Source organism: Cognatundibacterium rivi, from assembly GCF_018139565.1.
GTDB classification, from domain to species: Bacteria; Pseudomonadota; Gammaproteobacteria; order Burkholderiales; family Burkholderiaceae_D; genus Undibacterium; species Undibacterium rivi.
The window spans coordinates 375,133-390,094 of the sequence record NZ_JAGSPK010000003.1 but is presented as its reverse complement, the minus strand read 5'-3'; the positions used below and the strand labels follow the sequence as shown (position 1 = coordinate 390,094).

The following is a 14,962-nucleotide window of genomic DNA, read 5'->3' as shown; positions in this document are numbered from 1 at the left end:
TGGCAGCAGATGCCGGATATGAATGAAAAATGAATGAAAGGTGAACAACATGAAACTTCAGATTCTGGCATGTGCAGCACTAACTTTATGTTCAACAACCGTCTTTGCTGAACATATCGGTAGCGTGGATACGGCTTTTAAACTGATCGGCCCCGATCATAAAGTGGTGGTGGAAGCCTATGATGATCCTAAAGTTGCAGGCGTGACTTGTTACGTATCCCGTGCCAAGACTGGCGGCATTTCTGGTGGCTTGGGATTGGCGGAAGATAAAGCAGAAGCGTCGATCGCCTGTCGCCAGGTCGGACCGGTTAGTTTTCCGGCACCGCTGAAGCAACAGGAAGAAGTGTTCAACCAGAGTTTATCTATTCTTTTCAAAAAGTTACGCATCGTCCGTATGGTCGATCAGAAAAGAAATGCCCTCGTTTACCTGACCTATTCGGATAAGCTGATTGATGGTTCGCCGCAGAATGGTGTTACAGCGGTTCCGGTAGACAGAAACACCCTGATTCCCGTAAAAAAATAAGGTGAATCAGCGCCAGTCTGAACCTGAAAACACATGCCATACAATTCTTTCTGCGCGGTAATATGCGTTAAAATGGGCGCTGCACAATATTATTCAATTGCTGTTTTGATATGACTCCTCCAAGCACTGCAAACGTCGCCAGCGATCAATCTGTTGACGCTCTGATCAAGACCATACGCATACCACCACGTCCCAGCATGCTCTTGGATCTGCAGACGGAGTTAGCCAGCAAAGAGCCTGATCCGGGACGGCTGGCCGCCATCATTTCGAACGATGTGTCCTTGTCGGCATCTTTACTCAAAGTCACCAATTCGTCTTTTTTTGGTTTGCGCCTGAAGGCGACTTCCGTTGCGCATGCCGTGAAGCTATTGGGCATACAGCAATGCGGTTTACTGATGACGGGAATTATTGCGCGTCAGGCAGTGCAGACAGAAAAAATTCCGCTCGCTAAATTCTGGGATTTCTCATCTAAACGGGCGCAGGCAATGGCACATCTGGCGAGCCGTATGCGCATTTGCTCAGCAGATATTGCACATACATTCGGCTTGTTTTGTGACATAGGTATTCCATTGTTGCTGGAACGTTTTCCGGATTATCAGGAAACGCTGGTATTAGCCGGTAATGACGTCAACGAAAAATTCACGGCAATAGAGCAGAAGCGACACAGCACCAGTCATACGTCGATTGGTGCTTTAATGGCGCGGACCTGGGGATTACCCGAAGAGGTGTCGAACGCGATATTGTTGCACCACGATTATCTCGTGCTGACGGATTCTGCCACCAATGACCGTGTGCGGGCTTTAGTGGCGCTGGCGCTGGTGTCGGAATACGGCATATACCGTTACCACGGTCAGGAAAACTGGGCAGAGTGGGATAAAGGCGGGCAATTAGCCTGCGATTTTCTTGGCCTGGCGAACGACGAAGTGGAAGATCGCTTTGAAGAGTTGCACGACTTATTCAATAGCGTACATTAAAACAGCGTACATTCATTTCGCGGCGATTGTTCAGCGCCCACCCAGCAAACGTGCTGGCAACATGACAATCGCACGCAGTAATTCGAAAACGCCATCAACGGCAATCCCGAGTATTCTGAATGGCAGTAACAGCAGCCAGAATAGGGGATACAGCAACAGCGCCATGATTGCCAGCGGCCAGCACAATACAAATAAAATGATCCAAATCAGCAGGGTCAGCATGATGCTCAGGCCAGTAACTGATGAATCAGATTGCTCAGCATAACCAGAGCGATTGCGGCGATGACGACGCCATCCATATTTGCGGTGAGTTTCATACCATGTCCTTTCCATATCGAGTGAGTGAAGTCACTTTAGTGGGTGCGATAAGGGAAGGCGAACCGTTTGCGACAAAGCGTCATTTGGCGGGAACAGAGTGTTTTTATCCGCGACGAACATCCCTGTTTTCTCAGCTTCAGGTCTGACGTGTTCAGCGTTGGAAACACCAGTGCCATGGTTCGTATTGGTATCCGCTGTGATTTTCTGGCGGGTAAGACATTTCAAAACCAAATGCGTGTGCATGTTGTTGCAACCACCGAAATGCTGCCGTGGTGTCAAACGAGATTTCCAACTCAGGATCTTCCGGCGTGGCGATGTCAATAGCCCGTCCAGTGTGATGTTCGCTATATCCCGGCGGCGCACAGACTTGCAAGATGTCATGAATTTTCTGCCCTGCCGCAAGTTTGGTCTGGATGATTTCAACCTGACGCGTGATGCTGCGAAAGGCTGAAATCATCAGCAGGGCAATACCGTCAGCGGCAGCGGCATTTTTCATCGCTTGCCAGGCCTGATTGGTGGCGGGTGTCAGCAGATATTCGCGCCCATCCTCTCCCACCTCGGCAAGCACCAGAGCAGTCGCTTCAGATACCGCAACGAAGCCGCGCCGCTCCAGTATTTCCGCGTTTATCCCCAGTGCATCCAGCATTTATCGAGTCTTCGTGTTCGCCGTCAGAACATCCAGCATGGCGGCAGTCTGAGCGTCAGGCATGCCATCAAATTTTTCGGGGCGATATTTCGTTTGAAACGCGATCAGCACATTTTTTGTCGCTTCATCCAGTACCCCGGTTTGCGGTGTGTTGTAGCCATGCTGCGCCAGTTTTTTCTGATACCAGCTGACGTCCGGTAACTGCTCTTCATAGATAGGCAAGCGTTGGGCAACCTGGGTTGCGTCTGGCCACGGAATCAGACCCGCGTCAGCCAGTTGTTTCCACGGAAACAGTGGACCCGGATCAGACTTGCGTTGCGGCGCAATATCGGAATGACCAAGTATGTATTCAGGACGTATCTGATGGCGGGCAACGATATCTTTCACCAGCGCAATGACGCGGTCTATCTGTGCCTGCGGGAAAGGGAAATAGGTGCGGCCTTCCGGCGTATCGCGGAAGCCCAGATTCACAATTTCGATGCCGATAGAGCTGGCGTTCAGGCGGCTGTAGCCTTTCCAGTCGCTGAGTCCGGCGTGATACGACATTTTACTTTCGTCAACGAGTTGCCAGACTTTGACCGGGGTCTGATCGCCGACCAGATAGTGACTGCTGACGCCTTGCTGGCTCAACACCTTGAGCGAGGTCGGCTCATCAATCGCGGTGTAATGCAGGATCAGGAATTGCACGCGGTTTTCCTGGCTTTTCGCCGAGATGCTGGAGTCGATCCGTGATGTAGCGCAGCCGGTGAGGAAGGCGGCGAGAAATCCGAGTAAGAGTAATTTTTTCATGAGAGTAATGTAAGTTGTCTGGCAGCGAGCCGGGCTGCCGAAAAATGTGCCTGGCAAATACTGGTACGTAAGCTGATGTCTGAAGGTAAATGAGTACGACAAGATGCTGCAATGAATGGATGGAGTTCAAGTACCCGCCCGCTGAGAACCACAGGCTTGTTGCCGAAACGCTTGCACATCGCCATTCCCAGTCGTGCCAGTTCTTGCCCGGCTCTTTTTAAAATATCGGCTGCGACTTCATCCGTATTCGCGCAGGCGGCAACCGCCAACGCCAGTTTACCGATGTCACCGCGGCTGTGGTGATACATGAAATCTTTGGATTTGTCCCAATCGCCACCGCCGATTGCTTTGAATATTTCTTTTGCGAGCAGCGATTCACGTGATGTTCCCGGGCATTCATCTTCTGCGCGCCAGATATGGCGCACTGCTTCGCGGGCGATCCAGAAACCGCTGCCGCCATCGTCCAATAAATAGCCGCGGCCACCTGCACGATGAAATTGCCCGGCCTCGTCGATATAAGCGGCGATAGAACCTGTACCTGCATAGACCAGATAGCCGGTTCCTGGTTTAAAACTATCCAGATACGCAATTTCGATGTCGGTACCGAGGCGAATACATGGTTCCGGCATGTGCAGAATACCGGTCAGCATCTCCAGAATGACGGCACGCATATCATCGCTGAAACCGGTAATGCCGACTCTGACTGTCTGTAAGTTACCGTGGCTGCGTGCCGCCGCAGCGAGGTCGGAAAAAACTTGCGCGAATTCCTGTTTGCCCTGCTGCGTCTTGAGTTGCAGAGCCGTCAATCCCGCCGCGGTGCCGCTGGCGATGATGTCTTCATTGGCCGTTGCCAGCGCCCAGCGTGTCTGTGTTCCGCCCGTATCTATGCCCAAAGCCAGCGCTGATGCGTTGTCTCTGATGCCGGGAAAAACAAAATCTGCTGGGTTCATATTGTGATGATCTGTTCTCTAATATTGTTGGATATTGTCCGATTAAGCGCTGTGGCGTTGCCTGCCCTCTCATTTTTTACGAAACATCAGCGTTTTTTAACTGCCATACTCAATCCGTGTTTGCTTCGTTTATCATAGGTCGCTTTTGCGACACGCAGAAAATGAAAATATCAAGCCAACGTATAACTTTACTCTATGAGCAAAGCGTAAAAATTCAATCGTCTTCCGGTAATTTTGCTGGGAAGATGTAATTGCAGTAGTTCACCAAGAAAAACTCACACGATGACAACAGACGTCACAACTGCCAACGATACTGAACAAACACCTGCGACCGGCGCCTGGCGCTGGATACCCTCATTGTATTTCAGTCAGGGCATTCCCTATGTGGTTGTGATGACCTTGTCCGTCATTATGTACAAGAACATGGGTATTTCCAATGCCGATATCGCGCTGTACACCAGCTGGTTATATCTGCCATTTGTGATCAAGCCCTTATGGTCGCCGTTTGTGGATATGTTCAAGACCAAGCGTTTCTGGGTGATTACGCTGGAACTGGTCATTGGTGCTTTATTCGGACTGGTCGCATTCACGATACCGATGAGCAGTTTTTTTCAGATGACCTTACTGGTGTTCTGGCTGTTGGCATTTGGTGCTGCCACGCATGACATCAGCAGCGACGGCTTTTATATGCTGGCGCTGGAACAGCATCAGCAAGCGGCATTCGTCGGTGTGCGCAGTATGTTTTTCCGTTTTTCCATGCTGACGGGACAGGGCGCGCTGGTCTATCTTGCCGGAACGCTGCGAGATCTGACCGGCAATGTCGCCTTTGGCTGGATGGTCGTTTTCGGCGTGCTGGCGGCGATGTTTGTGAGTCTGTCGCTGTATCACAAATGGGCTTTGCCCAGACCGGGCAGCGATCACGCGCAGGGTGATCCGAATCAGGTGGTCGCGACCTTTTTTACCATCTTCGGTAAATTCATTAAGAAAAAAAATATTCTGCTGACGATCGCTTTCCTGTTGCTATATCGCTTCGGCGAGGCGCAATTAGTCAAAATGGCGCCGCCGTTTTTGCTCGATAGTCTGGATAAGGGCGGGCTGGGTTTATCGACGCAGGCGGTTGGTATTGTTTACGGTACCGGCGGCATGATCGCGCTGACGCTGGGCGGCCTCGCCGGTGGTGCGCTGATTTCAATTTATGGCCTGAAGCGTTGTCTGTGGCCGATGGCGCTGGCAATCAACGTGCCGCATATCGTGTATGTCTATCTGGCATTCGTACAGCCACAAAATATTTATCTGGTCGGTGCCGCCGTGGCGATAGAGCAAATGGGCTATGGCTTCGGTTTCACCGCTTATGTGCTGTATATGATCATGATTGCCGATGGGGAACACAAGACGGCGCATTATGCGATCTGTACCGGCTTCATGGCGATGAGCATGATGCTGCCCGGTATGTTTAGTGGCTGGCTGCAGGCAACGCTGGGATACGCGAATTTCTTTGTCTGGATTTGTCTTGCCGCGATCCCGACCTTTATTGTGACCGCTCTGATTAAGGTTGATCCCGAGTTTGGTAAGAAGTAAATGGTAAGAAGTAAATGGTAAGAAGTAAAACTGAGGGACTGACGCAAAACCGCCCCGGCGGCGTTATGTCTCCTTGCCGGGGCAATTTTTCGTTAGTCCTATAAGTAAGTATAAGTAAGAAGTAATAAACAAAAATACGGCGTCGTTTTAGTCTGGAATGAGTATAAGTATGAGTTCGCAACATTTGTTTTTTAACAGTCAGCACTATCAGTCAACGCTTCCCGGGCCGCGTATCATCATTACCGGTGCGGTGCATGGCAACGAGATTTGTGGCACGAAGGCGATACGGCGCGTGATTGCTGAAATCGACGCTGGCATCATTCAGATCGTGTCCGGTTGTGTGACTTTCGTACCGGTCACAAATCCGCTGGCTTATCAGCGCGGCGAAAGACAGGGCGACCGCAATCTGAACCGTCGCTTGTTGCCAACGGCAACGCCAGTGGAGTTTGAGGATCACATTGCCAACTGGTTGTGCCCTTTACTGGCGGAGCACGATGTCTTACTCGACCTGCATTCTTTCCGTGGTGAAGGCGAGGCTTTCGTTCTGGTCGGGCCGGAAAATAACAATGGCGATATCGAACCTTTCCGGCATGCAGAAGCCGAGCTTGCGATGGCGCGGCGTCTGGGTGTGCATCGCATGGTGGATGGCTGGCTGAGCACGTATGCGCGCGGTGTCGCCCGCCGTCAGCAAAGACTGGGACCGGATGCTGATGCCAAAATGCTGGCGAACGCGAATACCCAGTTCGGTGTCGGTACTACCGAATATATGCGCTCTGTTGGCGGATATGCCGTCACGCTGGAATGTGGGCAACACCTTGATCCGCAGGCACCGGAAGTCGCTTACCGCGCGATTATCAATACGCTGACGCACCTTGGCATCATCAAAGCTGATCATCCCATTGCGACCCAAGCAATGGAAACCCTGCGTATTTACGATGTGATCGATAAGCTCCACGACGACGATCATTTCGTCCGCGAATGGCGCAGTTTTGATGAAGTGAAAAAAGGCGATCTGATCGGTCTCCGTCATGATGGCGGCGAGGTCAGGGCGGAAATGGATGGCCGTATGATTTTCCCCGATGCTGGGGCGCATTGTGGCGAGGAGTGGTTTTATATCACCCGTTACAGCGACAGAATTCAGAAAGAAAACGCATGAAGCAAGTAATGCTCTGGCTGCGCACGCTGTGCGCTTTTGTGGCTTTGTTGCTGTGCTCATTGAATATACACGCGGCGCCAGCGGTATCGGGAAAAACGCTGAATGTTTTACTGACGACGCCTGAAAGTGCTCTCGATCCGGCCGTGGCTTCCGATATCGCAACGCTCAGCATTAATGAGAATATTTTTGAACCTATGCTGCGCTACGATTATCTGGCGCGTCCGGTCAGATTGAAACCGAATACCCTGAAGGCGATGCCGGAAATCAGCGATGGCGGCAAGACATATACACTGCATTTGCAAGCGGGCATCCATTTCACCCCCGACCCCGCATTCAAAGGAAAAGTACGCGAATTAACTGCTGACGATTATGTGTACAGCATACGGCGCCTATATGATCCAGCGCTGAAATCACCGTGGCTATTCATGTTTGAAGGTAAGTTGCTGGGCGACGAAAAACTGCGCAATCTGCAAGCCGCACCTGGATGGAAATTCGATAGCAATGCCGCCATTCCCGGCCTGCAGGCATTGGATCGCTATACCTTACGCATACGACTGAATGCGCCCGATAACAACTTTTTGTTTATTCTGGCGACGACGGCGACCTCTGCCGTTGCCAGAGAAGTGATAGCGAGCTACGGCAATCAGGCGGGCAATCATCCGGTTGGTACCGGGCCGTTTATGCTGGGTGAGTGGCAGCGCAGTTTTCGTTTGGTACTGAATGCGAATCTTGCTTATCGCAAGGTGGTGTTTGATGGCGAGGCTGGGAAAGACGCTGTCTCACAGCAGATCGCGGCAGAATTGAAAGGGCGGACTATTCCCCTGGTGTCGCGCGTCACGATTGCGATCGTCGAAGAGCAGCAGGCGCGCGTTCTGGGTTTCCTGAACCGGGAATTTGATACGCTGGAACAGGTGCCGCCACCATTGGCCGATATGGTCATGAAAGACGGCAAACTGAAGCCTGATCTGCAACAGCAAGGTGTGCAACTGTCTTTATTCTCTCCGTTGCAGACCTACTATGTCTGGATGAATATGGAAGACCCTGTCATCGGTGGATATAGTCAGGAAAAAATTGCGTTAAGACGCGCAATTGCGATGAGTTATAACCGTCGTGAGGATATCAGTCTGATGGAAAAAGGTCTGGCGATTCCGGCGCAGTCACCGTTGCCGCCGAACGTACTTGGCTACGATGCCAGCTTCAATAGTCCAGTGCCTTACGATCCTGCGCTGGCGAATGCTTTGCTTGATCGCTTTTCGTATCAGCGCGGTGCCGACGGCTATCGTCGCCTACCGGACGGGCAGCCTTTGCAGCTTGTGATGCATAGTCAGGCCAATACCACCGGGCGTCTGCGCGATGAAGTCTGGCGTAAAACGATGGATGCCATCGGCATACGCATCAGTTTTAAAACCGATAAACATTCAGAAATCTTGCGAGCTTCCCGTCTGGGGCAGGTGCAGATGACGGAGGCAAACTGGGTCGCTGATTTTCCTGATGGTGAGAATTTCTATCAATTGCTATACGGTGCAAATGTCGGTCGCGCAAATTATGCGCGATTTAATTTGCCCGCGTTTAATCAGTTGTATGAAAAATCGCTGACGATGACAGACACGCCGGAACGGCGCGCGTTATACCGTCAAATGGCCTTGCTGATGCATGCTTATAACCCGTGGATACCGCGGGTGCATCCTTTATCCGCTGACATACGACAGCCGTGGGTATTGCATTATCAGCGACATCCGGTCGATTTCACGAACTGGCGCTATCTTGATATCGCGCCGGATGCAAAGCAAAACGCGAAGCGATAAATACAGGCGTATGCGTCACTATTAAGGACGCGCATCAAATAATGAGTTACGGTTATACGTGACAAGTAAAGTTTCATTGGAAGACAGCGAAAGCAAACTCTATTCTGACAAGCTGAAATGAGTTCTGGTTGTTGTCTGATTTATCTGGAGAAGTCGTACATGCGTTGTGAATTGATTGCTGATCATCCTGACTTCCGTCGCCTTACCGCGATAGAGGGCATTACAGTTGATCTGCGCTATGTCGGTGCTGATAATTTTGTCGGACGCGACTTATATGGCGATCTCGATTGCGCATGGTTGCACAGGGAAGCCGCAACAGCGCTGGAGCAGGCGGTACACTATCTCGCGGAGCAGCATCCGGGCTATCGGATTATTGTGCTGGACGCCTTGCGTCCGCACCGGGTACAGGAGATGTTGTGGGCGCATCTTGATGGCACACCTTTACAGATGTATGTGGCTGATCCTGCGCGCGGTTCTATTCATTCATTTGGCATGGCGGTGGATGTGACTATCCTTGATCCGCAAGGCAAAGAAATCGATATGGGTAGCGGCTTCGATGAGATGGTGGAAAAATCGCATCCGGCGCTGGAGGAAAAAATGCTGGCGGCCGGACACATTACCGCGCAGCAGCGCAGTAATCGAGACATCTTGCGGCAAGCCATGTTTCATGCGGGTTTCAGAGGGATTAACAGCGAATGGTGGCATTTCAATTTCGGTGATCCGGCTGTCGTCCGTCAGACTTATCTGCGGATAGACTGAGCATGTTTGCGCAGCGCGTTTCCTTTGTCACTCTCAGTCTTGCGCTGACGCTGTGTTTCATTGCTGAAGTACCGGCAGCGACCCCGTCCGCACCGCTGAACAAGGCAAAAACGATGCAGCCAGCGACAAAAGTTACATCCATGAAAACGACGACCGATCAGCAATTACAAGCGATTGTCAGTCAGCCGCAACGGCCACTGGCAAGTTTATCCGTGATCGCTATCCGTGACGGCAGTGTCGTTTATGAACAGCAGTTCGGCAAACGATATATTGCTGCTGAGGCTGCCGCCAGCTTGCCGGTGAATGCTGACACTTTATTCCGCGTCGCATCGGTATCCAAGATGGTGACGGCATTGGGGCTGATGCGGCTGGTTGAGCAAGGCAAGCTCACGCTCGATACCGATGTCAGCTGCTATCTTGGTTACACCCTCAGAAATCCTTACTATCCCGATGTCGCGATTACGCTACGCATGTTGCTGAGTCATACCTCGTCCTTGCGCGATGATGGTGGCTATAACTTTCCGCCGCATGTTTCGCTGCAAAGCGTTTTGCAGGCAGCAGATAAATCTGCAACGCCGGCCTTGGTCTGGGCCAGACCGGATGCGAGCAATAAGAATTATGCACCGGGAAGCTACTTCAGTTATGTGAATCTGAACTGGGGTGTGATCGGCTCGGTCATGGAAGCGGTCTCAGGACAACGTTTCGATGTACTGATGCAGGAATTGATTTTACAACCGCTGCATATCAGCGGTAGTTTTCATCCGGAAAATCTGAACCCGGCAGAACTGAATAATCTCGCCACCTTGTACCGCAAACAGAAAAACGATGTCTGGGATACAGCGCTTGCGTGGCAGCCGCAGGTCGATGATTATCATCAGCAAGGCGTGCCGAAGCGGACATATCTGGCGACGTATCAGCCCGGCTGGAATGCCACTTTATTCAGCCCGCAGGGCGGCTTGCGTATCAGCGCGCGCGGTCTCAGCCGGTTGATGCAGATGCTGATGCGCGAGGGCGAGCTGGATGGCGTACGTGTATTGCAGCCAGCCAGTGTGCGGACGTTGTTAACACCGCAGTGGCGTTACGATGCAGCATTGCAGAATGGCGATGATTATCAGGGCATGTTTCAATCATGGGCGCTGGGGTTTCAGGTATTCACTGATATCAGCGCTGCACATCATGGCGATCGTCTGACGCCACCTGTCACGCCCGGTGGAGATGGATTCACCGGCGTTGGTCATCTGGGCTTTGCCTACGGTCTGGAATCAGGTTTTGTGTTCGACCCGCAAACCCGTAACGGCATGATTTATCTGATTGGTGGGACAGGTGCCGATCCGGATAAAAATATCGGTGAGTATTCCAGCCTCAGTTTGTGGCAAGAACAAATCATGACCGCGCTGGCAAAACAGCTTCGCTGAATTATTCCTTGCTGGTTCTGGCGATAAATTCAGCCGCCGCCGCTTGCACGCAATCAACAAACGCCCGGGCAGAGCGCGACAATGGCGTCGATTTTTTGGTGAGTAAATATAGATCCACCGGCACATTCGGTAACAGTGGGCGGCATTGCACTTTATCGTGATTAGCGGTCGCGGCAGTAAACGGATCGATCACAGCGGCACCGGCACTGAACTCCACCAGCGTGCGCGCCAGCACATAGGTCTGCACTTCGGTGTAAGAAGTGAAGCTGATACCGAGTTCTTCGCAGGCGTCCATCACACGACTGACCAGATGATCATCCAGATCCAGCGCGATCAGATTTTTGGGTAAATCAGCGACGTGCAAAGGCGTGTTGTCGAGTTTTTTTGCCCAGCTGCCTATCGGTGCAATCGCCGTCATGCTACCGCGTACTAGCGGTTCCGATGCCAGATTCGGATGGCAGGGGTCATACAAAGACAAAGCAAAATCGACGTCGCCAAGCAGCAGCGCATTCACCATATCGCTGGTATGGTGCGTTGATAAAGTACAGTGTACTTGCGGAAATTTTTTGCGCCAGGCGGCCAGTGCGGCAGGTATGACTGTGATCGATAAGGTTGGTGTCGATGCCAGCCGGACTGCTTCATCCGGATGATTTTTCAGATTATTGGCGAGACGGCGTACCGATTGCAGATCACGGTTTAGCTTATCGACCTCAGAAAACAGTTTATGCGCTTCCGGTGTCGGATGCAGTTTTCCTTTGATGCGCTCAAATAATTTCAGGCCGAGTTGCAATTCACAATGTTGCAAGACCTTGGTTGCGGCGGGCTGGGAAATACTGAGTAATTGTGCGGCACCGCTGATCGTGCCGGCCTGCATAATCGCATGAAAAACTTCTATATGACGCAATCGCATGAGTGTTACCTGTTACCCGTGAATACCTTGAGATTGTAACCGGATAAACGTCTGTTGCCGCAGCATATTCTGCAACTTATCCGATTGCCTGCAGCGCTTTCCGCACATCGCCCTGATAGTGTGCCAGCAGTTTTTCAGCGGTGGCAACGCTGACCTGATTCTGTATCGCCACGATGGCGGTCTTGACGTGGAAATCACATTCTTCCAGCACTTTGCGACAGGTTTGCTCATCTTTACCGGTTGCATGCATGGTCAGGCTGACGGTACGCCGCAGCAGTTTGATATTGGTCGGCTTCACATCCACCATCAGGTTGCCGTAGACCTTGTGCAGCTTCACCATCAGCCCGCTGGAAAAAGTATTCAGCGCAATTTTTTGTGAGGTGCCGGCCTTCAGCCGTGTGCTGCCGGAAATGATTTCACTGCCGGTGTTGAGGGTAATGCCTATGTCTGCACATCGGGTTACCGGCGCATCAGGATTATTGGCGAAGCCCACGGTTAATGCGCCACTGGCACGCGCTGCCTGCAACGCGCCCAGCACATACGGTGTGGCACCCGATGCCGCGATCAGCAACACCACATCATGCTGATTCAGATGCAGTTCGCGAATGTCGATCGCACCTTGTTCGGTGTCATCTTCCGCACCTTCGACGGCGACGAACATCGCCTGTTTGCCACCGGCGATCAGCGAAATCGCACGTTCATCCGGCCATGAAAAAGTCGGTAATAATTCAACGCCATCGAGCACACCGAGCCGACCCGATGTGCCCGCACCGACATACACCAGACGCCCGCCCGCTTCTATGCGTGGCAGCGCCGCATCAATTGCGGCGGCGATCTGTGGTGCAGCAGCGCGCACCGCCTGTACCGCGTTTAACTGATCGTCGATCAATGCGGCGGCCAGATCTGCCGTCGCATAGGTATCCAGCTCGGTATGTAAGACATTCGGTGTTTCGGTGTTCAACATGATCATTTCTCCGCGATGCTACTGAACTTACAGAGGAGTCGCGCCGCTCACAAATGAAAGCTGATCGCGCAGTCATAACCGCAGGTAATGTGTCGCTGGCGAACTGGTATTTGCCAGCGTGGCTGCCTGTGCTTATTCTGCCACTCATGCACTTTGTTTCTTGCGTCATAATCCGGCGCTATAAACTGGCTTTTTAAGCCTGCTCTGTTGAGCAGGCCATGACATAACATCTGACATCTCTGCCACATGAAAAAACGATTGTTCGCCGTCCTGTTTTTGCTGCTGACTGTATTGTTATCCGGCTGCCAGTCTGCGCTGAATCCCGCATTCGTGCCAAAAGATACGCAGCACCGCATTGTCGTGTCTGTGCCGGAACAGAAAATGCGCTTATTCGATAACGGCAACCTCATCGCCACTTATACCATTTCAACTGCGAAGCGGGGTATTGGCGATTTGCCCGATAGTTACATGACACCGGGCGGCAAAATGGAAATTGCCGAGAAATTCGGTGCCGGTATGCCCATCGGCACTGCGTTCAAAGATCGCGTCCCGACTGGCGAAATTGTGGCGATTGATGCACCGGGGCGCGATCCGGTGGTCACCCGCATACTCTGGCTACGCGGCACCGAAGAGCGCAATCAGCATGCGTATCAGCGCTACATCTACATCCACGGCACGCCGCAAGAAAGCCTGCTCGGCAACCCCGCCAGTTACGGTTGCATACGTATGCGCTCTGCCGATATCGTCGAGTTGTTCGATAAGGTCGGCGTCGGTGCGGAAGTCTTTGTCGCTGAAACTGAATTGGATCAGCAGTCGAAAAAATAAGCACAGACGCGGAATATGAATCTGGTTGGAAGTCGGATGCTAAAGAGGCTGAAAACGTCGATATTTATGCCTCTGGGGGCATAAATATACTGGGGGGAGTATTTTTTAAAGCCCTTTATTTATAAGGACATAAAGGCAAAATCGCAGGATACTCCCCGAAAAGTGCTTATTTGCGAGCTATTTTCACGGTATTTTGCGGCGAATATTGGCTAATATTCGCTGATTGGCAGCTATTGACTGCGCTGTCTGTTTTGTGCGCGTATGACACCTGAGAAATCACAGATATCGGTTGCCAGATTCCCGTTTTTATTTCTATAATTCGATAATTGTCGAAATATAGAAATAAGCCTGAACCGGAGTCTGTCCATGGAAAATAAACAAGCAATCAGTGCATTAGCGGCGTTGGCGCAAGAGTCGCGGCTGGCGGTGTTTCGTCTTCTGGTGCGGGTCGGCTCCGAAGGGTTGGCAGCCAGCAAAATCGCGGAAGAGTTGGCGATTCCGGCTTCTTCATTGTCATTCCATCTCAAAGAACTCAGTAATGCCGATCTGATCTCGGCGCGCCAGGATGGGCGTTTTATTATTTACGCCGCCAATTTCAGCACCATGAATGATTTGCTGGCATTTCTGAGTGACAGTTGTTGTAACGGTCAGGCCTGTTTGCCAGCATTACAGACAGGCAGCCTGGCGGGTAGTCACTTGGCGGATCAAGCTCCGTGTAAAGCGTCGTAATCAGTTGCTGTGAACACTGGTTTTCTTTGTAATTCCTTACCCTTCTAATCCCTTACCCACCAATGAATCGAGACAAAAATGACTGAAAAAACTTACAACGTATTGTTCCTTTGCACCGGCAACTCTGCGCGCAGTGTCATGGCAGAAGCCCTGATCACAACGATGGGGCAGGGGCGTTTTAAAGGTTTTTCTGCCGGTAGTTTTCCCGCTGGTACGGTCAATCCGCTGGCGATAGAGCAGATTCAGACGACAGACTATCCGCTGACTGCTTTGCGCAGCAAAAGCTGGGACGAGTTCGCAGCGGCCGATGCGCCAGTGATGGATTTCATCATCACCGTCTGCGATAACGCCGCAGGTGAAGTCTGCCCGGTCTGGCCCGGTCATCCGGTGACGACGCATTGGGGCTTTGAAGATCCGGCCGCAGTGACTGGTAGCGATGAGGCTAAGCGCACGGCATTTCATAAGGTGTTCCGCGAAATTATGTCTTGCGTCAATAGCTTCGTCTCACTGCCTGCGCACATCCTGGAAAAAAATACTATTCATCAGGAACTCAAAGCGATCAGAGAGCAGCTCAACTGATGCGTCCATCTGATGATCTCGCTGTACATCAAATTGATTTCT

General features: G+C 51.7%; 16 protein-coding genes. 10 read left to right on the top strand and 6 right to left on the bottom strand.

The window, feature by feature from the left end; translation table 11 throughout:
* The first annotated feature begins 49 nt into the window (after positions 1 to 49).
* On the top strand, positions 50 to 523 hold the full coding sequence (locus KDM87_RS10360) for a CreA family protein (protein WP_212678999.1): 474 nt from the start codon (positions 50 to 52) through the stop codon (positions 521 to 523).
* Positions 524 to 633: 110 nt separating this feature from the next.
* Complete coding sequence (locus KDM87_RS10355) at positions 634 to 1,497, top strand: HDOD domain-containing protein (protein ID WP_212678998.1); 864 nt, start codon at positions 634 to 636, stop codon at positions 1,495 to 1,497.
* A gap of 30 nt (positions 1,498 to 1,527) precedes the next feature.
* Here the strand turns inward: KDM87_RS10355 and KDM87_RS10350 are convergent, their stop codons facing one another.
* From KDM87_RS10350 to KDM87_RS10335, 4 genes are all read right to left on the bottom strand, one after another.
* Positions 1,528 to 1,719 (bottom strand): hypothetical protein, encoded by a 192-nt coding sequence (locus KDM87_RS10350; protein ID WP_186883000.1) that lies wholly within the window; start codon positions 1,717 to 1,719, stop codon positions 1,528 to 1,530.
* A 247-nt stretch (positions 1,720 to 1,966) separates the two neighbouring features.
* On the bottom strand, positions 1,967 to 2,461 hold the full coding sequence (locus tag KDM87_RS10345) for a M15 family metallopeptidase (RefSeq protein ID WP_212678997.1): 495 nt from the start codon (positions 2,459 to 2,461) through the stop codon (positions 1,967 to 1,969).
* Positions 2,462 to 3,250, bottom strand: a complete 789-nt coding sequence (locus KDM87_RS10340) for an N-acetylmuramoyl-L-alanine amidase (RefSeq protein ID WP_212678996.1) — start codon at positions 3,248 to 3,250, stop codon at positions 2,462 to 2,464.
* Positions 3,247 to 4,200 (bottom strand): N-acetylglucosamine kinase, encoded by a 954-nt coding sequence (locus tag KDM87_RS10335; RefSeq protein ID WP_212678995.1) that lies wholly within the window; start codon positions 4,198 to 4,200, stop codon positions 3,247 to 3,249. Before KDM87_RS10335 ends, KDM87_RS10340 begins: the two co-directional genes overlap by 4 nt.
* Before the next feature lie 282 nt (positions 4,201 to 4,482).
* Here KDM87_RS10335 and KDM87_RS10330 point away from each other — a divergent pair, with 282 nt between their 5' ends.
* The 5 genes from KDM87_RS10330 to KDM87_RS10310 all read left to right on the top strand — a co-directional run bounded on the left by KDM87_RS10330 (position 4,483) and on the right by KDM87_RS10310 (position 10,913).
* Positions 4,483 to 5,778: an AmpG family muropeptide MFS transporter gene (locus KDM87_RS10330; protein WP_212678994.1), complete on the top strand. Its 1,296-nt coding sequence runs from the start codon at positions 4,483 to 4,485 to the stop codon at positions 5,776 to 5,778.
* A 169-nt stretch (positions 5,779 to 5,947) separates the two neighbouring features.
* Positions 5,948 to 6,934 carry a M14 family metallopeptidase gene (locus KDM87_RS10325; protein WP_212678993.1) on the top strand — a complete coding sequence of 329 codons (987 nt, stop codon included), beginning with the start codon at positions 5,948 to 5,950 and terminating at the stop codon, positions 6,932 to 6,934.
* Positions 6,931 to 8,739: an ABC transporter substrate-binding protein gene (locus KDM87_RS10320; RefSeq protein ID WP_212678992.1), complete on the top strand. Its 1,809-nt coding sequence runs from the start codon at positions 6,931 to 6,933 to the stop codon at positions 8,737 to 8,739. The genes KDM87_RS10325 and KDM87_RS10320 overlap by 4 nt, the downstream gene beginning before the upstream one ends.
* 159 nt (positions 8,740 to 8,898) lie before the next feature.
* Complete coding sequence (locus tag KDM87_RS10315; RefSeq protein ID WP_212678991.1) at positions 8,899 to 9,498, top strand: M15 family metallopeptidase; 600 nt, start codon at positions 8,899 to 8,901, stop codon at positions 9,496 to 9,498.
* A gap of 2 nt (positions 9,499 to 9,500) precedes the next feature.
* On the top strand, positions 9,501 to 10,913 hold the full coding sequence (locus tag KDM87_RS10310; protein ID WP_230407695.1) for a serine hydrolase domain-containing protein: 1,413 nt from the start codon (positions 9,501 to 9,503) through the stop codon (positions 10,911 to 10,913).
* 1 nt (position 10,914) lies between these two features.
* Here the strand turns inward: KDM87_RS10310 and KDM87_RS10305 are convergent, their stop codons facing one another.
* A complete protein-coding gene (locus tag KDM87_RS10305) occupies positions 10,915 to 11,823 on the bottom strand; it encodes a LysR family transcriptional regulator (RefSeq protein WP_212678990.1) in 909 nt (302 codons plus the stop codon).
* Positions 11,824 to 11,899: 76 nt separating this feature from the next.
* Positions 11,900 to 12,787 (bottom strand): N-acetylmuramic acid 6-phosphate etherase, encoded by an 888-nt coding sequence (gene murQ, locus KDM87_RS10300; RefSeq protein WP_212678989.1) that lies wholly within the window; start codon positions 12,785 to 12,787, stop codon positions 11,900 to 11,902.
* Between the two features lie 246 nt (positions 12,788 to 13,033).
* Between murQ and KDM87_RS10295 the strand changes: the two genes are divergently transcribed.
* The 3 genes from KDM87_RS10295 to KDM87_RS10285 all read left to right on the top strand — a co-directional run bounded on the left by KDM87_RS10295 (position 13,034) and on the right by KDM87_RS10285 (position 14,920).
* Complete coding sequence (locus tag KDM87_RS10295; RefSeq protein WP_212678988.1) at positions 13,034 to 13,612, top strand: L,D-transpeptidase; 579 nt, start codon at positions 13,034 to 13,036, stop codon at positions 13,610 to 13,612.
* 366 nt (positions 13,613 to 13,978) lie between these two features.
* The gene (locus KDM87_RS10290) at positions 13,979 to 14,341 is read left to right on the top strand and encodes an ArsR/SmtB family transcription factor (RefSeq protein WP_212678987.1); all 363 of its coding nucleotides are present in this window, start codon (positions 13,979 to 13,981) and stop codon (positions 14,339 to 14,341) included.
* Between the two features lie 78 nt (positions 14,342 to 14,419).
* The gene (locus KDM87_RS10285) at positions 14,420 to 14,920 is read left to right on the top strand and encodes an arsenate reductase ArsC (protein WP_212678986.1); all 501 of its coding nucleotides are present in this window, start codon (positions 14,420 to 14,422) and stop codon (positions 14,918 to 14,920) included.
* Positions 14,921 to 14,962 lie beyond the last annotated feature (42 nt).